This is a genomic window from uncultured Microscilla sp., assembly GCF_947493425.1.
GTDB lineage: Bacteria > Bacteroidota > Bacteroidia > Cytophagales > Microscillaceae > Microscilla.
This window is the reverse complement of the sequence record NZ_CANLRP010000003.1, coordinates 46,706-65,923: the sequence shown is the minus strand read 5'-3', so window position 1 is coordinate 65,923 and position 19,218 is coordinate 46,706. Positions and strand designations below refer to the sequence as shown.

General features: G+C 40.3%; 15 protein-coding genes. 2 read left to right on the top strand and 13 right to left on the bottom strand.

Annotation, left to right across the window (positions count from 1 at the left end; genetic code table 11):
* Positions 1-272 precede the first annotated feature (272 nt).
* The 13 genes from prfB to Q0954_RS01730 form a co-directional block, all read right to left on the bottom strand.
* Positions 273-1,350, bottom strand: a protein-coding gene (gene prfB, locus Q0954_RS01790) for a peptide chain release factor 2 (RefSeq protein WP_299452842.1) whose coding sequence is annotated in 2 segments (ribosomal slippage) — positions 273-1,289 and positions 1,291-1,350 — 1,077 coding nt in all. Because the reading frame shifts where the segments join, the coding sequence is not laid out codon by codon here.
* Positions 1,351-1,551: 201 nt separating this feature from the next.
* The gene (gdhA, locus tag Q0954_RS01785) at positions 1,552-2,916 is read right to left on the bottom strand and encodes an NADP-specific glutamate dehydrogenase (protein ID WP_299452839.1); all 1,365 of its coding nucleotides are present in this window, start codon (positions 2,914-2,916) and stop codon (positions 1,552-1,554) included.
* Positions 2,917-3,155: 239 nt separating this feature from the next.
* Positions 3,156-3,686: an RNA methyltransferase gene (locus Q0954_RS01780; RefSeq protein WP_299452837.1), complete on the bottom strand. Its 531-nt coding sequence runs from the start codon at positions 3,684-3,686 to the stop codon at positions 3,156-3,158.
* Positions 3,687-3,857: 171 nt separating this feature from the next.
* Positions 3,858-7,115: a hypothetical protein gene (locus Q0954_RS01775; RefSeq protein ID WP_299452834.1), complete on the bottom strand. Its 3,258-nt coding sequence runs from the start codon at positions 7,113-7,115 to the stop codon at positions 3,858-3,860.
* A gap of 111 nt (positions 7,116-7,226) precedes the next feature.
* Entirely contained in the window at positions 7,227-8,303 is a 1,077-nt protein-coding gene (locus tag Q0954_RS01770; protein ID WP_299452832.1) for an FAD-binding oxidoreductase, read from the bottom strand.
* Between the two features lie 252 nt (positions 8,304-8,555).
* A complete protein-coding gene (locus tag Q0954_RS01765; RefSeq protein WP_299452830.1) occupies positions 8,556-9,440 on the bottom strand; it encodes a hypothetical protein in 885 nt (294 codons plus the stop codon).
* Positions 9,441-9,600: 160 nt separating this feature from the next.
* Positions 9,601-10,230, bottom strand: a complete 630-nt coding sequence (locus Q0954_RS01760; protein ID WP_299452828.1) for a DUF1684 domain-containing protein — start codon at positions 10,228-10,230, stop codon at positions 9,601-9,603.
* 140 nt (positions 10,231-10,370) lie between these two features.
* The gene (locus tag Q0954_RS01755) at positions 10,371-11,093 is read right to left on the bottom strand and encodes a DUF4386 domain-containing protein (protein ID WP_299452825.1); all 723 of its coding nucleotides are present in this window, start codon (positions 11,091-11,093) and stop codon (positions 10,371-10,373) included.
* A 152-nt stretch (positions 11,094-11,245) separates the two neighbouring features.
* Positions 11,246-11,716 (bottom strand): hypothetical protein, encoded by a 471-nt coding sequence (locus Q0954_RS01750; protein WP_299452823.1) that lies wholly within the window; start codon positions 11,714-11,716, stop codon positions 11,246-11,248.
* Positions 11,713-12,063, bottom strand: a complete 351-nt coding sequence (locus Q0954_RS01745) for a GntR family transcriptional regulator (RefSeq protein WP_299452820.1) — start codon at positions 12,061-12,063, stop codon at positions 11,713-11,715. Before Q0954_RS01745 ends, Q0954_RS01750 begins: the two co-directional genes overlap by 4 nt.
* 31 nt (positions 12,064-12,094) lie before the next feature.
* Entirely contained in the window at positions 12,095-12,844 is a 750-nt protein-coding gene (locus tag Q0954_RS01740) for a hypothetical protein (RefSeq protein WP_299452817.1), read from the bottom strand.
* A gap of 3 nt (positions 12,845-12,847) precedes the next feature.
* Positions 12,848-13,687, bottom strand: coding sequence for an ATP-binding cassette domain-containing protein (locus tag Q0954_RS01735; RefSeq protein ID WP_299452815.1), 840 nt, complete (start codon positions 13,685-13,687; stop codon positions 12,848-12,850).
* Between the two features lie 851 nt (positions 13,688-14,538).
* Positions 14,539-14,940, bottom strand: a complete 402-nt coding sequence (locus Q0954_RS01730) for a hypothetical protein (protein ID WP_299452812.1) — start codon at positions 14,938-14,940, stop codon at positions 14,539-14,541.
* 904 nt (positions 14,941-15,844) lie between these two features.
* Here Q0954_RS01730 and fusA point away from each other — a divergent pair.
* Positions 15,845-17,938: an elongation factor G gene (fusA, locus tag Q0954_RS01725; protein ID WP_299452810.1), complete on the top strand. Its 2,094-nt coding sequence runs from the start codon at positions 15,845-15,847 to the stop codon at positions 17,936-17,938.
* A 201-nt stretch (positions 17,939-18,139) separates the two neighbouring features.
* Positions 18,140-19,201 carry a Fic family protein gene (locus Q0954_RS01720; protein ID WP_299452807.1) on the top strand — a complete coding sequence of 354 codons (1,062 nt, stop codon included), beginning with the start codon at positions 18,140-18,142 and terminating at the stop codon, positions 19,199-19,201.
* Positions 19,202-19,218 lie beyond the last annotated feature (17 nt).

The window sequence follows — 19,218 nt, the reverse complement described above, 5'->3', positions numbered from 1 at the left end:
ATCATCGGCTTTTATATTACAAGAAATGCCTTGTTTGATGGATAGATGAACAGGTGAAATGTTGGTATTCAGACAATTGGTCAAAATCTGTCCAAAAAACTATTTTTGTTTAAGTATAAAAAGCAAACTACAGCTATCTCTTACTATAGAGTAGGTCTTTTGCAATTGTTTGTGGGTGAATAGCCCCATTTAGGAAGCTTATTTAAAAGAAGGCAATCAATATTCGTGGATCTGGCACGCCACACCCACGAATGTTGTATTAAATTAAAGTGTTATGCTTGCATCAAGAATGCCTTCATGTAATCATTCAGGTCGCCGTCTAGTACATTTTGCACGTCAGAGCGCTCGTGTCCCGTACGTAGGTCTTTGACCATTTTGTAGGGATGCAATACATAGCTACGAATTTGCGATCCAAAGTCAATGCGTTTTTTCGAGCCTTCTACTTTAGCTCTGGCTTCATTTTTCTTTTCCATTTCTACCTGATACAGGCGCGAACGAAGCATTTTCATTGCTTTGTCTTTGTTTTGTATTTGCGATCGCTCTTGTTGACACTCTACAATAATGCCTGAAGGCTTGTGTTTGAGCCGCACGGCGGTTTCTACCTTGTTCACATTTTGTCCACCAGCACCACCTGCTCTAAAAGTATCCCACTCAATATCAGCGGGGCTTATTTCTATCTCGATGGTATCGTCTACTACCGGATAAGCAAACACTGAGGCAAAAGAGGTATGGCGTCGCCCGCCTGAGTCGAAAGGAGAAATACGCACCAAACGGTGTACACCAATCTCCGCCTTGAGGTGCCCATAAGCAAAGTCACCTTCTATCTCAAGAGTTACCGATTTTACTCCGGCGGCTTCACCTGCCTGGTAGTTTACTTCGCGTACTTTATAGTTATTTTTTTCGCCCCACATAATGTACATGCGCATAAGCATACCCGCCCAGTCCATACTTTCGGTGCCCCCCGCCCCAGGATTAATCTCAATCAAGGCGTTTAATGGATCTTCATCATCGCTGAGCATTTTCTGGAACTCTAGTTCATCCAGGGCTTTTTCGAGTTTATCAAACAAGTTAGTTACTTCGGTTTCTGAGCCTTCGCCTGCTTCGAGAAATTCGTTGAGAATTTCCAGTTCATCCCAAAGGTTTTGCACCCTGTCAAACCGCTCTGTCCATATTTTGATACTCTTTATTTCTTTGAGCACTTTTTCGGCAGCTTTGGGGTCATCCCAAAACTCCGGTTGATGGGTTACTTTTTCTTTTTCAGCTATAGTTGCTATTCGCTGATCATAGTCAAAGATACCTCCTCAAGTCCGATACCCGGCCTTTTACATCCTTCAATTGATCTGAAGTCATAATAGTTGCTATTATAAGTTTATGTTAAAAATCACTATACACAAATTTGGGGATTTTTCTGAGGATGTGCAAGCCTTTGCACCGTGAACAATGGGTTCATTAGTAGCTTACGTCTTGGTTCAAGTAATATTGCCCTCTATGAGACAACAAAAAACGGCTTCTATCACAAGATAAAAACCGTTTAGATATTGCTTTATTTTTTTACACCAAGCCTTGCGCCATCATAGCATCTGCTACTTTTACAAAGCCGGCAATGTTGGCACCTTTGAGGTAATCGATGTAACCATCATTTCCATCTTTGCCATAAATTACGCATTGCTCGTGGATATTACCCATAATTACCTTCAAACGATCGTCTACCTCTTCGCGTGTCCAGGACATACGCAACGAGTTTTGTGACATTTCGAGTCCAGAAGTAGCCACCCCACCTGCATTAGAAGCTTTGCCGGGCGCATACAATAATTTATTGTCTCTAAATATATCAATGGCTTCAGGAGTACAAGGCATATTGGCTCCTTCAAATACCCCTTTGCAACCATTTTTCACCAAAACAGCCGCATCTTTACCATCCAACTCGTTTTGAGTAGCCGATGGATAAGCCAAGTCACAGGCTACCTCCCAGGGGCGGGCACCAGCTCTAAACTCTGCACTTGGGTACTTTTCTATATACTCTTTGATTCTACCTCGCCGCTCATTTTTGATCTCCATTACATACGCCAGCTTCTCTTCATCGATTCCTTCTTTATCGTAAATAGTTCCTCCCGAATCAGACAAGGTGACTACTTTTGCCCCTAGTTCTATCAGTTTTTGAGCAGTATACTGCGCTACGTTTCCAGACCCCGACACAGTACACACCTTGCCTTCCACCTCTATTTTGTTGCGTTCCAGCATATTCAACGAAAAATACACATTGCCATAGCCAGTAGCTTCAGAGCGAATCAGACTACCACCATAACTCAAGCCCTTGCCTGTAAGTACACCTGTATATTCGCCTTTGATACGCTTATACTGACCAAACAAATAACCAATTTCGCGGCTACCTACCCCTATGTCTCCAGCAGGTACATCGGCGTTAGATCCAATATATTTTGCCAGTTCGGTCATAAAACTCTGGCAAAACCTCATTACTTCGTTGTCAGACTTCCCCTTAGGGTCAAAGTCGGCGCCACCTTTACCACCACCCAGTGGCAACGTAGTGAGGCTATTTTTGAATACTTGCTCAAAAGCAAGAAACTTCAGGATGCTTAGGTTAACCGAAGGGTGAAAACGTAAACCACCTTTATAGGGGCCAATGGCACTGTTCATTTGTACCCTAAAGCCACGGTTAATATGGAAGTTACCCTTATCATCTGTCCAGGGAACACGGAAAATAAATACCCTTTCTGGTTCAATCATCCGAGTAAAAAACTTTTCTCCTTTGTATGCAGGGTTTTCTTCTTCAAATGGTAATATATCACGGGCTACTTCGTCAACAGCCTGAATAAATTCGGGTTCATGTGGATTCTTTGCCTTTATTACCTCCATAAAGGCAACATAACTGTCATAATGTTTGAATTGTTTACTCATACGTGTGTTAGTAAAAGTTTGAATATCAAGTACAAAGTAAAGGTTTCCTTTTTATAAAAAAACCAAACAGAGATTTATCGCTAAAAGTTCTTAGAAAGGTGAGGTAATCAAAAACAACACCTAATACACTGCAAAACAACATTTATTCTTTTATTTATTCTATTATGTAATATAAAAATTAACCCGCAGGTTCAAAAAGATATGCAAACGTTCATCTCACTTTCACCAAACAAGGAGTTTTACCTTTGCATTTTACTAAAGTAGTCCCAGATAACAACCCCCATGCTCACCGAAATATTGAGCGAATGCTTGGTACCAAATTGCGGAATTTCTATACACACATCAGCTTGTTTTACTACTTCTTCGTCTACTCCAAATACTTCGTTGCCAAATACAAAAGCATACTTTTTGTCTGCCTCGAAGTTAAATTTCTCCAACGACACACTTTCATCTACTTGCTCTATAGCCACTATAGTCCACCCTTCTTGTTTTAAGGCAACAATGGCTTCTTCAGTAGTTGCTACGTGCCGCCAGGCAACCGATTCGGTAGCGCCCAAGGCGGTTTTTTGGATTTCACGGTGGGGAGGTTTTGCGGTAATACCACAGAGATAAATTTTCTCTACCAAGAAAGCATCACTGGTTCTAAAAGATGACCCTACATTGTGCATGCTTCTAATGTTGTCTAACACTACCACTATTGGTTTTTTGGGGGTTTCTTTAAAGTCTTCTACCGACAAGCGGTCTAGTTCTTCGTTTTGGAGTTTGCGCATCTTGATTTGTATTGAGCTTCAAAAGTAAAAAAGGGCAAGGTACGAGCTTAGAGGGGAAGTTGCAAATAAGGCATTTGAGCATATATAGCGCTAAGTACCCAACAAAAAAGCGGTAAGGAGTAGACTTTGCCTACTCCTTACCGCTTAAAAATTGTTTCACTAAAAAGGGGATTAAAAATCGTTGCCAAAAGTGATATAAAACTTAGGCTTGGGTGCTACCAGTCCATCTTCTATGCCCCAGGCTACATCGAGCTTGGCATAATAGCCAAGCAACATGGTGCGTACTCCTACTCCATAACTACTGATGAATGGATCTTTGAAGTCGGTTACAACAGCTTTGAATGGACTTTGTGGTCCTCCTATATTTCTTGTATTCAAACTGTTTTCTTCGTTGAGTGGGCTAGGACCTGTCCAGGCAGAGCCTACATCAAAGAAGCCAATAAACTGTAGATTTTTGAAGAAGTTAGAAGTAATGCGCTTACCAAATAAATATTTCACAATGGGTAAGCGTAACTCAAAGTTACCCAAAATATAGTTGGTTCCCGACAGTTTGTTGTAGTTAAACCCTCGCATGCTGGTTACAAACTCGGTAAATAATAAATCACTGTTGTTTTGTTCGCTAGAGGTTACTGCCAGCGGGTTATCAGCTCCTCCCCCATCGGTTTGGTTAAAAATCCAGTTATCCATGCCACCCAGCAAAAAACTCTTAGGAGCATTGCCCCCAAATTGTCCGTAGGAAATACGCGTGGCAAAGATCAAGTCGCGGTGAATTTGGGTATAACGTCTAAACTCCACCGTAAACTTGTTGAAACTTTCGAGCGCAGCTCCTATTCCAAAGAAGTTTTCAAACTTTGCTTTGATACGGGTACCCATCAACATGTTTAACCCACGCGATATAGTATTGTCAAACACATACTCCATGCGCAGTCCACCATAATTTACATTGACCTCTGGTTGGGCCAGAGCGCTTGCCTGGGGTCTTAGGTTGGTAAATTGAGTAACCGTATACAAAGGACTTACACTAATGCGGCTCAGGTTAGTAAAAGGGTAAGCTATGGTGGCTTCCAGGTTATTTCTGGTATAACGTTGCGACACAGGGTCTTGATTGATAAATATATTGGCTTTTTCGTAGCGAAACTTATAGTCAAATCGCCCGCCCAGGTATTGATACTCGCCAAAAAATGTACTGCTACGCAAATCAGTAATAAATAATAGCCCCGCATTAATTTTGTGGTTTTCCAACATATCAGACATGGCAATTTTTAACACTACTCCCCAACCTCGCAGTGGGTCAATCTCTACGGTAGAGGTTACATTCTCGGTGCGAAAACGGGGTTCATAATCATAGGGACCTTTTACCTTTACTCTTTTTTCTTTTTTGTTTGTTGTGTCTGTTGCCTTGTTTACAATTTTGTCAATAATTCCTGCCTTTTTTTGTATTTCTTTGATTACCTCAGGGTCAAACTGGTAGTCATCAGTATTTACCTCGTCATCGGCGTAGCCAATGTTTTTGGTAGTATCAGAGGTATTATTGTTAATATTGATGACAGGAAATTTTGTTTTATTGTTGATGTTGTTTGTAGAGTAGCGCTTATTCAACATTTCTTTGCGCAAAGTCTGAAATACATTGGAGGGGGTTTGGTTAAAGTCAAAATTGCTTTTATAATTGACATAGTATCTTCCTTTACGCAACGTCAAAAAGCCCAACCCTTTGGTAAAATTATTGACATCAAACGCTTCAATACTTTGACTATAGTTGGTCAGCTGAGTTACTTTGCCAGTGCGTAGGTTGTGCTTATACAATTGATAAATCCCTGTTTCGTCATTGAGGTAAAGTAAAGTATTCCGGTTTAGTAAGGTAGGCTCAATTTCTTTATCGGGCGTGTAAGTCACCCTTTGCAAGGCTTGTTTGCTTACGGTTGGGTCATATATAAAAATGTCAAAATTTTCGGTGTTCATGTCAAAGTTTCCGGTTTGCTGTGCCGTTACTCTTTTCAATGAATCAGAAGGGCGATTAGAAGAGAACAATATTTTTTTGTTTGAATTCCCCACAAAAGCCGGGTTCATATCGTCGTACCAATCATCAGTCAGTTTTTTTAAGATAGCGTTGTCCAGGTCAAACGTGTACAAATCATTTTGTCCGGCTTTAATCTTTACATCATTTTTACGATCAGCACTCATGACCAAATGTTTGCCATCGCGTGAAATATCAAAGCTTGTAATATGATTAAAGAAAAACCAGACCCGCTCAAAGGTGCGTTTCTTACGCAACACATCGTATACCGTGAGTTTGGTTTCACCTTTGTGCGCATATATAATGGCTAAACGGCGCTCATCTTGCCAGCCTATCAATGGAATGTTATTGTCAAAACGCTGATAAATGGCGTGGTAGCCTCCCTTATAAATGATCTTCCTCTTTTTGGTAGTCAAGTCTTTCACTATCACACAAAACTTTCCGTTTCTATTTTCAGAATAAGCGATGAACCTACCATCAGGACTTATTTTGACGTGATTATATAGGTACCTCTTGGGGTTGCGCTTGCGCACCGAAAAATCTTTAGGGGCTTCTTCGGTTCCTTCTTTGGCAAGGTTCGACAAGTCGCGGTAATAGTTGCGCCAGGCACGCATAAACTGACGATAACGCACCCCCAACGAACTGGAGATGCTGTTCTTTTCATTTCTGATAATACGGGCAAGGTTTAAAATGTTAGAAATGTTTGTCTTGCTGTATTTTTCGGCAATAAAGTTCCATACCGACTGCCCCACATAAATGGCTTCCTGCCCAGAAGTAATATTAGGATTGCGACGCTTGCGATGAATAAATAAGTCACGCATGTAGTTGTCCATGTCTTCGCTCCATCCCTCGGCAACATAGGCGGCGGCTCCTTCCAAAAACCACTCAGGAAAACTACCTATATAAGAGCTTTGCAACATATCTTTCAGGCTTCCGCCAAACATCATTTCATTGATAAACATTTGCGAAATCCCCAGTTTTAGCTCTCGCTTAAATCTGGTTTCGTTCCCGGTATAGGGTACTTCTACCTGCGCCTTAAAAAAATTAGTTTTACCTCCATTGCCCACAAAGTCTTTGTCAAGCCCTACATTGCTTTGCTGTAAGTCGGTGACCGAATTATACACAAAAACTTTAGTTTTGGCATAAGGCGTATACCCCAACAAATCAGTAATACGATCAAACTGATCTTCTAAAAACAACGCCGCAAAGTTTGCCATACGCGCACCGTTGTCATAATAATATACATTAAAGTTGGCAGTGCTCAGCACCCTCCAGCGAAACGCCTTATACTGCACACGGTTTTTACCAAAAGTTACTTTAGAGTTTTGCGCATAACTTTGTGGTGCCCACAAACCAATCAGTCCGATAAGCATTAATATGGGTAGGTATTGTATTCGTTTTAAGTAATCTTTCATAAGTTAGCAATGAAAATGAAAGTGTGTGAAAGAGTTATTTCTTTTTGATGATACAGTAAAATATAGCCACCAGTTTTTATTATTCTATATGGTTAGTCAGGTTGTATACTATCAAGATTTATCAATCGGGTGTTCCCAATAACGCATCAAGTCTACTTCTTCATTTAAGGGTGCCCCTTGCTCGATATGCTCTACCAAGTGCCGGGCAAAATAAGGCGCCAAAGACACACCTTTGGTGCCCAAGCCATTAAAAAAACCAATTGCTGGATAATCGGGGTGTACACCCACCAAAGGACGACGATCTAGTGTGGCGGGGCGAACTCCTGCTTTTTGCCCCAAAATCTCGTAGGGCAATTTAAGCCATTTATTCAATTTTTCTTGCAACTGTGCCTTGGCTTTTTCGGTGGGCACAGTGCTCAAGTCTCTCCATTCGTAGGTTGCCCCTACCAAGTATTCGCCAGGCGCGTCTGACAATGGCAACATAAACACTCCCTGACTAATGATATTTTCCAGGGGTGGTTGTTGGTCTATTTTGATATGTAACAGTTCGCCTTTAACCAACCTAAAGGGCATTTGAGCAAAATAAGGGTTATGCTTACCTTGCATACCCTGACAAAAAATAAGGTGCGTTGCCTCCACATCTTTCCATACTACCTTGCCTGGTGTTATTTGTATATCATCATACACCAACTCTACCTTTCGATAGCTCCCCAAGGTTTGTAAATACTGACAATACGCATCTAAGAGCTTCGATGTATCAAGCCAACCTCCTTGTTTGGTTTGCCAACCTCCCATTGGAGCATCTAAAAAAGGCTCGTAAAGGTGGTCGTTTACCTTGGTATCAAAAAAATGCTCCCACTCGTTTTGGGCACTTTTCTCAAGCAATTGGTCACGTTGCTCTACCGATTTAAATGTACGATAGATTTGTCGGGGATAAAAAAACTGCGTGTTTAATGTCTTTTCCAAGCCTTGATAAAAAGCTTTTAAAAAAGGAAAAAGCTCATCGGCTTTCCAGGTCTTTACTAGTTTTCTGCCCGTAATCGGATTACAAACACCCCCTGCTACTCTCGAAGAGCTCCCCGCATAAGGCGTATCAGTTACCAACACCTTTTTGCCTTGCTGCAGCAAGGTGTGCGAAAGTGCCGTACCTGCAATGCCCTGCCCTACAATCAAATAATCTACCTTCATTATATTTTCAAAAAACTACACGATGTTGTAAAAAGTTTAAAACTTATTGCTACAATTCCGCCATCAAGGGATGTATGCCAGTACAAGTTTTCGTTCGTTCAACAAAAGTACAATAAATAGAGTGAGTTGACAGCAATCACAAGATTAATTAAAGCAGGGCTACCCCTATTGTATAAAACACTGGCAACTTGCCAAGCTAGCAAAACCCCTGTTTTGTCTGACTCTATTTCCCTGATTCTATTTCTGTTGGTTTCATTTTTTGGGTTTCCACTTCTTTTTTTGTTTAAGGATGGCTCTCGACACAAACTCTGCTGAGGTACTTGCCGATTGTACTTCGCCATAATTCACCCCTTCGCCTTCGTTGTTGTACTGTGCCATGGTCTCAGAGGTAGCCCCTTTCGACATCGCATAAGTCGATGCTGTCCCTGTTTGTTTGGCTTCGCGGGTTTCGGTGCGTTGCAAATAAAAATGAGACAACATATGGTACACTACCCCATCGCCGTGGTTAAAGCGTACAATTACCGGATCATCGCCATATTTCTCGCCTAGTTCTTTCGACTTCATCAACACTTTTACTTTTTCTTTGTCCAATATTTTAATGGGGTAAGACGATCCTTCCAGCCACCATACCGGCTCGGTTTCTTCATCCAAAAAACCCGCAATCACAGGGTCTTCACGATCTAACAACTCAATGCGTACTACTTCGTCGCCAGTAGGTTTGCCATTGTAAGCTACCGTATTAGGGAACCCCACCTCCAGCACGTTTTTAAGCGCCCAATCGGTGGTAATCAATTGTCCTCCTTTTGCCACAAAAGTAGCCAGTTTACGCGCACCTTCTGGCGGAAAATCTGCGGCACAGTTTACAAATACAGTTTGATCTCCTTTGAGGTTTAGTTCCAAAAACTGCGAATGGTTCACTTCTATAAAAGGTAAGTTGAGGTGGGTAAGTACAAGGTGAATATGATCGTAGGTACCACTGACTACTACCACATCTGACTGGTCTATGTTTTCGAGCAACTCTTTTTCTTCGTTGTCCAAGCGGTCTTTGAGCAAACTTTTGGCAAGTTTATACGCCTTTTTCATTTTTTCGTCACCTGCCTTATTGTTTGGCTGGTCATTCATTTGGTTCTGAATCATTGGATGTAAGTTTTTGATTTAAAATTAAGATACAACAATCCAGTAAAAATCCCGATTACACTGTCAATTTTCACTGAATTAAAGAGGAGTTGTCACTAAATCCTATCCATCAAATGACCAAAACCAGGCTTTGGAGGATTGTAATCTAACGAACCTGTTATTATTTTTTAAACTTCTTTTCTCCTGCTTTTATGGCTATGTTTAGGTGGTTGACAGGGGGTGGAATGGGGCAGGAATAACTAGAGTTGTAAGCACAATAAGGGTTGTATGCTTTGTTAAAATCGATGATAAAACTGGAGGTGTTTTGAGTAGGAATGCGCAGGTCAAGGTAACGCCCCGCACTATAGGTATGCTGGCCGTTGGTTAAGTCAGTAAAAGGGGTAAACAAATACTTTTTGTATTGGGGTAATCGCATCAAGCGTTGGCTTTGGTATACAGGTAAGGTAAGTTTTTTGCCTTGTAGCTCAAAGTGCAAGATTCCATATTGACGATATTTTTGCTTTTTGCCATTGGAGGTCATCATATCAAAAAAATCGGTGTCAGGCGTCAACTTTATTTTGGCAAGTACTCGATAAGTAATATCTACCTTGTAGTATTTGAGCCGTTTAAACTTACGCCGATCAACCTTGCTTAAGGGCGATTGCTCCCCTTTTTTCATTTCTTTGTCCTTGGACTTTCGCTCGCGTTTAATTGCCTTTTTATATTTTTTGGGGTTAAAATCACCTTGCGCCTGGCTATATATGTGAAGACCTAGCAATAAGGTGAATACAAATAATAACTTATGCTTCATTGTATAAAAAAAATGAGTGGATATTGAATCTATTCAGGTTCAATATCCACTCATTTATGATAAATATCAAGCCGAAGTAAACCAAATAAATCAGGTTTCTACTACTAAATGAAATAAAGCCCCTACTGATTTGTTATGGGTTAAGCAGTGGCTAATGTAGGCTGTGACGTATTCTTTTTAGGTGTTTTTACACCTTTGATCAACAACCACAAGCACATCGAAAATTCGGCAATATCTACTGGCAAAGTAATGATGGGCGACAATGTTCTATAATTGTTTGGCAACAAAAAATAGATAAAAAAGTCGGTAAGGTAACTCACTGCACCTAGCATAAGCAAGATGCCTAATACTTTAGGGAAATAAGACGACTTGTAAGTCAAATATCCCAAAGGAAACAGCCAAGCTCCGTAAAATATTTGGGCAATCATGTAGCCGTTTTTATGCATATCTAAGAAAAACAACACTTGTTCTTCTCCTTGGCTGCCACTAAATGCTGCCATATAATTGCCCTTTGTCAGCATCAACAAAGGCGCCAAATGATTGAGCATATTCAGGCATAAAATAGCCGTGCTAATCACTACCAACAACAAAAACAGTAAAGAGAGGCTTTTGCTCAAACTCTTGAATAATACATAAAGGGTAAAAGCCAATAATAAAAAGGCAGATAACATCATTAAGTCACTCACAAAACCCAAACGAAACAAGTCAGGCGATGCCATAATGTTTTGAGTGGTGGCGGTGGCATTGCCTGAGACCATCAACTTGCCTCGAACAAAAAATTCGGCAAACACGCCACATACAATTACTGCTAAGTAAAACAGTCCAGCAACACGGGCAATGGTTTTTGGTGAATATCTTTTCATGGTTCTTTTTTTTTAAAAGTAGCAAGCCATTAGCTGCAAGTTGTCTTTTTGCATTACAAGCAACTAAAAGCTGTTTATCTACTGATGGTTATATGGTTTTTAAATTAATTGCCTCAAAAGGCGGACAGTTTCTAACAATTGATAAAAACTGGTTACTCATCAACAGGCTTTACCTGTAAGTACACAAACTCATTGTTTCTACCTGTAAAGCTGGCTTGTGGGCTAAGCCTTACCGCGAGCGAGTCTACTTTGAAGTTTTGCAGCACCACTGTGGTACCATTGGCAAGACGCAAGTACTTAAGTGTAGGCAAAGTAATACGTGCCTTTAATACTGGGCTGGCTTTTGTAACCTTGAGCCGAATGGTTTCCTGGGTATTTGTGATCACAGGGGGCACATCAGATTTAGCCAAACTAAGTTTTGCCTGGCTACCTTGCTGTATGGTCACTTGCCACCTACCCCTGAGCTCTAGTTGGGGTGCTTGGCTCAGGTCTATAGTTCGATATTGGTGTCGCTTTTGGGCAACCCTGGCTTTTACCTCAAGGCGTAGCATCCACCCACCTACTAAAGCAAACAGCCCCACAAAACCCACCACAATTAATAATATTTTATGACTTGTTTTCATGGGACGTCATCGGTTTGGTTATCGAGGTATTGTTGATAATACTGCCTAATGTCTTCGATGCTCAAATTGAGCAAGCTCATAGCCTTAAAAAAAGCGGGCAGCTCTTGAGTGATAAAGTCTTTCTTTTTCAATGCTTTAGTTTTTTCAAATCCATCATCCGCCACAAAATAGCCAATGCCTCGTTTATTGAATATAATACCTTGCTCTTGCAAATAGTTAAAAGTACGCATGACAGTATTCGGGTTTACTTCTATGTTTACCGCTGTTTCGCGCACCGAGGGAATGCGGTCGCCTGCCTCCCATTTTTTGAGCAATACATGTTCACAAAAATGATCGGCTATTTGCATATAAATGGGTTGGTTATCATTAAACTCCACGCTATACCTCCTTTTCTTTTAACCCAAAAAATGTAACTACCCAACACAAGGGGGCAAACAACCACCAAAATACCCATTGAACGCTTTGCCAAAACCCATAGAATAAAGTACCCGGCTTGTTTTCCAGATTAGTTAAGCACTCGTTTTCGGCATTGCTCAAACCCGAAATCATCAAATACCCTAAGCCTACACACAAGCTCCCAAACAGCACCAACACCAACAGTGTTTTAACAAATACGTAGCCCCTGAAATGCGCTGCGCCTACCAAAAATGCACCTTGCAATACTAAATAATAGTGAATGCTACGCAACGAAAAACTACCCAATGGTTGGTATGCCTCAAAGGTAACTTGTGGAAAAAGCAACTGCCCTAATGGGTTGGCAATGAGGGTATATACATAATACATCAATGAAAAGCTCAACACCCAGCCCAAAGTAGTGAGCAACCACATTGTGAGTAGCTTTTCGAGGGTAGACGCTGGCAACGCCAAGTAATGGTATTGCTTTAGATGGTTACCCAAATCGCTAAAAGCCAGGCTACTGAGGGCAAAACCACCCATAAACAAAGCCAAGGCATAGTTTTCCGGGTGTGCGTCATATACGGGGCTGGTGCTTACCAAAGGTTCTAGCCACAAGTTGAGCAACAATAAGCCAAACGTGATGGCAAAGGCCATGATGATTCCTCGCTTGCTTCGGTACAATTCTGCTTTCAAAAGCCACCCAAACCTCGCTATGTCAAAAAGTTTTTTCACGGGCTATTTATTAAATATTTGATTGATTTTTTCTTGATTATTAATCACTGCCTTAAACAATAGCTCAAGGCTAAGGTTGGTTTCGGCTTGTGTGGTATTTTCTTGTACTACAGTATAGCCCCCCAACCCCGACTCGGCATATATCAGGTGGTCGTCACTGGGCAAGTTTTTCTGCTTGCTCATAGTGAGCTTTTGTGCCATACACTCATAACTTTGATGAAACACCAGCTTGCCTTGCTCCAAAATAATAATGGGGTCTATCAAGGCTTCCATGTCTCTTATTTGGTGGGTCGAAATCACAAAACTACGTTGGTCATGAATGGCGCTTGCCAACACTTGCCTAAACTGGCTTTTGGCAGGAATGTCTAAACCATTGGTGGGTTCGTCTAAGATCAACCACTGGCAATCGGTAGCCAACCCAAAAGACAATAAAAACTTTTTCTTTTGCCCGTATGACAACCCTGTTAGCTTTTGGTTGGGCTGCAACCCAAACTCTTGTAAATAATTACTCAACGCCTCGTGGCTAAAGCGTGGATAAAAGGGGCTATACAACGCTACAAATTTTTGGATAGAAAAAGGGGGCAAATAGAACTCTTCAGTCACCAAATACACTTCGCGCAAAAATTGTGGTGCCCGTGCTTTTGGTGTTAAGCCACCCACATAGATATGCCCCTTTCGGGGAACAAGTAAGCCTGCCAATAGTTTGAGTAAGGTTGATTTACCCGCCCCGTTTTGCCCCAACAAACCATAAATATTGCCCAACGACAAACTAAGGTCAAATTGGTTGAACAGGGGGGCTTGCTTGCGTTTATACCCAAAAGAAAGTTGTTCTACTTTTATCATTGTTTGAGTAGTGATTTAGTGTACTACTTAACTAATACACTACAATACTACTCAAATGTTTCAAAAAATACAAGTTTTAAAAAAAATAGCGGGAGCAAATAACGGTTTATCGCTGTCTAGTGACCATATTTAAAAGATTAAGGGGTGACAAGACGGTGAAATAGGTGTTTATTTGTGGGTGGTAAAGTAAGCCAGGCATTTGATCAATTATTGGTGGCAATTCGTCAATTGCGTCAAACAAAACCATTGCTTTTTTATAAATTACACTTTATGATCAACATTGGCTCTATAGACTTCAATATACTGTTTTTTTCACTATAAAAATTACCACTTTCTTTTTTGGGGGTATATCATCTCAGGTTGGGGATTGTGCAGTACTCTACCCTACTATTTTTTCACCTCGGTTTGTGTCTTCACAAATCGCCTCATTACAGCGCCTGGGAACAGTGTTTTTCAAGGTTTCGATCAGCTCGTGGAGACACCATAGCCGTCAGACTAAGCAGAAAACCATAAAAACTAAGTGTTTCTTCTCTTTTACACAGAAATATTTGGAACTAAAAAAACAGCTTGCGCACGTCGTCCTCGCGTGTGCCATCGTAAAATTTGCTGGGCACGCGCGAGGACGCAGCGCGCCATCTTCAAACACTGATTAAAACATCAATATCTGGCCATGAAAGACAGATTAAATCACTAAAAAATATTAGCCTGACGGCTATGGTGGAGACACGAGCTGAAGCGATGAAGGTGCTTATTTTTAATTGAAGGCATTGTTTATCAAATACTTAAAGCCCTCAGTTAATACATTCATGGGGTAATCACGTTCCTAAATAAGTCTCCTATTGCATGAGTTTTTAGTTCAATACAGTTTCTTTCTTAAGCCACTCACGGGCTTCTTCAATAGAGGCGAAATGCCCACTAGAAAAGCTTCTCATACCAGACTCAACGCTTCTGACAAACTTTTGGCTATTAATATCTTCCGACTTTACAATAGCTGCCTTGGCAATGCCTGCCGCTATCCCCTTTGGAATCATCACATTTTTCATCCATTGTTGGTCTTCCATTGCTACTACACTTGCATTGGTCATATCCGACAACCAACCAGTCACATTATATTCTACAATTGCCTGATACGCTGTTTCTATAGCCTGGCGATATTGTCTACTCATGGCAAACTTTCTCCAGACTATCTCAATTATATTATGTTCTTCATCTAATTGTACAAGTACATAGTGTTCATCAAGTAGCTTTTTCATTGTGTGTGTGTTTAAATTTTTTAAGGTTTTTAGTGTGACAAGATGACAACAAAAACGCAAAGAAGGTAGATGTTGTTGCCAAAAAAGTGCTTTAAAAGCATAAAAAAGAAGGTTATTGGATAAGCCGATGGTGAGTTATGAATATAAAAGGCTCATTAAAAGGATAAACACGAATGTCGTGGTGCTTTTGCAAAAACTGCAAGTCAGCAAAACCACAAATCTTTATTTAATTATAATTAAAACCCTTCATTTTATCAAGAATATATAAGCTTTTTTTTGTTAAAAAAATATCATTACCTTTGCATTAACGAAACCTTTCAGTGCGCTTGTCGTAGTTTTGAAAGAAGAAGTTTAATTTTAAATTAGAAATGTCAAACCCTTACATACATAATCACATAGAAGCCATTGCTTCGGTACGCATTATCTGGATAGATAATGATGCACTCCGATTATGCCTAAAATTGTAAGGTTCAAATCAATAGATATCAAAACAACACACACACTATTGAAGCCTTTCCTTTTTTGGGAAAGGCTTTTTTTGTGTAAAAAAGACAAAATTATATATACCTCTAAAAAGTGGTTGTAGTTAACTGATGATGATTGAGTCAGTTCTACTTTTCGCTTATAGCGTATTACTGTTGTAAAACGCGTGAAAATACTGTATAAAATGATGTATCGACAATCTGTTCAAACGCTTATTCAGATAAGCAAATTACTTTTCATGACTTTGCCTCTTAGGGATTTACCCTCTAAGAACAGATGCCTATTGCCGATGCTAAACTGGTGATTCAACACACCTGTAAGTCATTGTCAAGAGCCTCTCTATTCTTAGGGAGGCTTTTTTTGTGCCCTTTCATCAGCTTTGCTATCAAATTTTAGTTCAATTTTTAAAATCAATTATCTTATGAAAAAGTTAAGTAACCTTCGTAACCTGGGTATAATGGCGCATGTAGACGCTGGAAAAACTACCACTACTGAACGCATATTGTACTACACTGGAATGATTCATAAAATGGGCGAAGTGCACCACGGTAACACTACCATGGACAGTGACCCACAAGAAGAAAAACGAGGCATTACTATTTCTTCTGCCGCCATTACTACCTTTTGGCAGCATCAGGGGCAAAAATATCAGTTCAACCTGATAGACACTCCAGGGCACGTAGACTTTACGGTAGAGGTAGAACGTTCACTACGAGTACTCGATGGAGCAGTCATGTTGTTTTGTGCTGCTTCGGGGGTAGAGCCCCAATCAGAAACTGTATGGCGACAAGCCGACCGTTATGGAGTACCAAGGTTGGCTTTTGTGAATAAAATGGATCGCAAAGGAGCTAATTTTTTGAGAGTAGTGGCTGAAATGAAGCAACGTTTGAAAACGAATGCTGTGCCTTTGCAGCTTCCAGTGGGGGCTGAAGACAACTTTAGGGGCGTAATTGATTTGTTAAATATGAATTTTATTGTCTGGAACGATGATGACGTAGGGCAAACCTTCCAACGACTTCCGGTTCCTGAAGAGTGGCAGGCAGAAGCGTTGCATTGGCGTGAACATTTGCTGGAACAGGTAGCTGAGTATGACCAGGTGTTGTTGAGCAAATATGTAGAAAATGCCGAAAGCATCACAATAGCTGACCTTATGCGCGCCATTAGACAAGCTACTTTGCAAATGCACATTACCCCTGTTTTGGCTGGTTCGGCATATAAAAACAAAGGAGTACAACCCTTACTTGATGCTGTCATTGACTACTTGCCTTCGCCTCAAGACAAAAGCGAAGTAGTGGGTATAAACCCTGAAACCGAACAAGAAGAAGTACGTCAAACAACCGTTAATGCGCCATTTTCAGGGCTGGTTTTCAAGGTGTTGGTAGACAAGTTTGTGGGTAAAATGGCGCTCGTAAGGGTATACTCTGGTGTCCTTAACCGGGGCGATTTTGTAAACAATATGCGTACAGGGCAAAAAGTCAGGGCAAGTCGTTTGCGGCAAATTTTGTCTGATAAATATGAAGGCATCGACCAAGCTTCGGCTGGTGATATTTGTGCTGTTGTGGGGCTCAAAGATGCCCGTACTGGGGATACTTTGACTGCCCAAGGGCAACCTATAGTGTTGGAAGCCATGCAGTTTCCTGAGCCAGTCATTGGATATGCTATAGAAGCTCAAAACCAAAAAGAAGCCGATAAATTAGGCAAAGCGCTTGAAAAAGTAAAAGAGGAAGACCCTTCGATAAAACTGGAGGTAAACCACCAAACCGGACAAACTATTTTGCGTGGAATGGGCGAATTGCACCTTGAGGTAGTGATAGATCGTATGCAAAACGATTTTGAGCTTAGTATCCGAAAAGGGGCGCCTCAAGTAGCTTATAAAGAAGTACTTACTCAGTCGGTAAAACATACCTATTTGCTTAAGCGACAAAACGGTGGCAGTGGTAGTTATGCCAAAATAGCCTTTGAATTATCGCCACGCGAAGATGGTAAACCTGGACTAGAGTTTATAAGCAACATCAAAGGAGGGGCAATTCCTCAGGAGTTTATTCCTTCGGTGAGAAAAGGCTTTGAGCTCGGCATGCAACAGGGTATATTAGCGGGTTACCCCATAGAATCGATGCAAGTACGTTTGTTTGATGGTGGTATTCATGAGAATGACTCTACTGCCCAAGATTTTGAACAAGCAGCACTAGAAGGATTCAAAGAGGCAGCACCCCTGGCAAAACCTTGTTTGCTTGAACCTGTGATGATGGTAGAAGCTACTACTCCTGAAGAATATACTGGGGTGATTAATGGCGACATTAACCGCCGTCGGGGTATGATTGTAGGCTTGGAAACCAAAGCCGGATCACAGATTGTCAAGGCAGAAGTACCTTTGAGCGAATTGTTTGGTTATGTACCTGCCATCCGTGGTTTATCTTCGGGGCGTGCGTCTGCCAGTTTGAGCTTTTTGCAATATGCCAAAGTGCCTAAACAACTTGAACAAAAAGTGTTGGAGCAATTGAGTATTATTGCCTAAATCAAAACCTCGTTTCTTGTACAGAAGCGGGGTTATTTTTTTGTGGTGAAGCTACAAATTTGCTATTACACTTCCCATATCTATTTTCCTTTGGGTAGATTTTTTGATTTTCTTCCCATATCTATATCCCTTTGGGTAGATTTTTTGATTTTCTTCCCATATCTATTTTCCTTTGAGTAAAATTTCCACTTTTATTCTAATATGAGTATTCAAAAACTACCATTACCATACGACTTAGAGACTAAACAAGTATTAAAAAAAGTAAATACTGCAAACAAAGCACTAGCTGAATTAAAAGGAGTAGTATCTAGTATCCCTAATGCAGCTATTTTAATTAATGCATTGGTACTGCAGGAGGCAAAAGATAGTAGTGCTATAGAAAACATTATCACTACACACGACGATTTATACAAAGCCGAATTAAGTTTAGAAGGTATTAAATCACTAGAAGCAAAAGAAGTTCAGAATTATATTGCGGCACTAAAACATGGATTTGATTTAATATCTACACACAAGGTTTTAACAGTTAATCAAATACAAAAAATACAGGAAACTCTTGAAAAAAATAATGCTGGGCTCAGAGCAAACCCTGGGACTACGCTCACAAATGCTACTACAGGTCAGGTAGTATATACGCCACCACAAAACGCCCAAGAAATACAAGAATTGATGACAAACCTAGAGAGGTTTATTAATGATGACGACTTATCAGATTTAGATCCATTAATAAAAATGGCTATAATACATCATCAATTTGAAAGTATTCACCCTTTTTATGATGGCAATGGACGGACTGGACGTATTATTAATGTGCTTTACCTAGTAATTAAAGACCTACTCGAATTACCCATTTTATACCTTAGCCGTTACATTATTGCAAATAAGGCTGAATACTATAGATTGTTGCAAGATGTAAGAGAAACAAACAACTGGGAACCTTGGCTTCTCTACATTATAACAGGCGTAGAAAATATTGCTAACGAAACAATTCAAGTAGTAAAAAATATACAACAATTAATGTCTGAGTACAAACATTCAATTAGAGCACAGTATAAAAAATTTTATAGTCAGGATTTATTAAATAACTTATTTAAACACCCATATACAAAAATTGAATTTATGGAAAAAGACTTAGGTGTTTCACGAAAGACTGCAGCCAATTATTTAAATACTTTAGCTAATGATGGTTTTCTCAAGAAAGCCAAACTAGGGCAAGCTAATTATTACATAAATGAACGCTTATACAATATATTGCTACTTTAAAATTTATACTATCAACC

Bases quoted from the DNA above. Each gene is read 5' to 3' on its own strand.
- Q0954_RS01745 (WP_299452820.1), bottom strand. From the start codon at position 12,063: ATGCAAATAGCCGATCATTTTTGTGAACATGTATTGCTCAAAAAATGG.
- Q0954_RS01730 (WP_299452812.1), bottom strand. From the start codon at position 14,940: ATGAAAAAGCTACTTGATGAACACTATGTACTTGTACAATTAGATGAA.
- Q0954_RS01775 (WP_299452834.1), bottom strand. From the start codon at position 7,115: ATGAAAGATTACTTAAAACGAATACAATACCTACCCATATTAATGCTT.
- Q0954_RS01770 (WP_299452832.1), bottom strand. From the start codon at position 8,303: ATGAAGGTAGATTATTTGATTGTAGGGCAGGGCATTGCAGGTACGGCA.
- Q0954_RS01765 (WP_299452830.1), bottom strand. From the start codon at position 9,440: ATGATTCAGAACCAAATGAATGACCAGCCAAACAATAAGGCAGGTGAC.
- Q0954_RS01780 (WP_299452837.1), bottom strand. From the start codon at position 3,686: ATGCGCAAACTCCAAAACGAAGAACTAGACCGCTTGTCGGTAGAAGAC.
- Q0954_RS01720 (WP_299452807.1), top strand. From the start codon at position 18,140: ATGAGTATTCAAAAACTACCATTACCATACGACTTAGAGACTAAACAA.
- Q0954_RS01735 (WP_299452815.1), bottom strand. From the start codon at position 13,687: ATGATAAAAGTAGAACAACTTTCTTTTGGGTATAAACGCAAGCAAGCC.
- Q0954_RS01760 (WP_299452828.1), bottom strand. From the start codon at position 10,230: ATGAAGCATAAGTTATTATTTGTATTCACCTTATTGCTAGGTCTTCAC.
- fusA (WP_299452810.1), top strand. From the start codon at position 15,845: ATGAAAAAGTTAAGTAACCTTCGTAACCTGGGTATAATGGCGCATGTA.
- gdhA (WP_299452839.1), bottom strand. From the start codon at position 2,916: ATGAGTAAACAATTCAAACATTATGACAGTTATGTTGCCTTTATGGAG.
- Q0954_RS01755 (WP_299452825.1), bottom strand. From the start codon at position 11,093: ATGAAAAGATATTCACCAAAAACCATTGCCCGTGTTGCTGGACTGTTT.
- Q0954_RS01750 (WP_299452823.1), bottom strand. From the start codon at position 11,716: ATGAAAACAAGTCATAAAATATTATTAATTGTGGTGGGTTTTGTGGGG.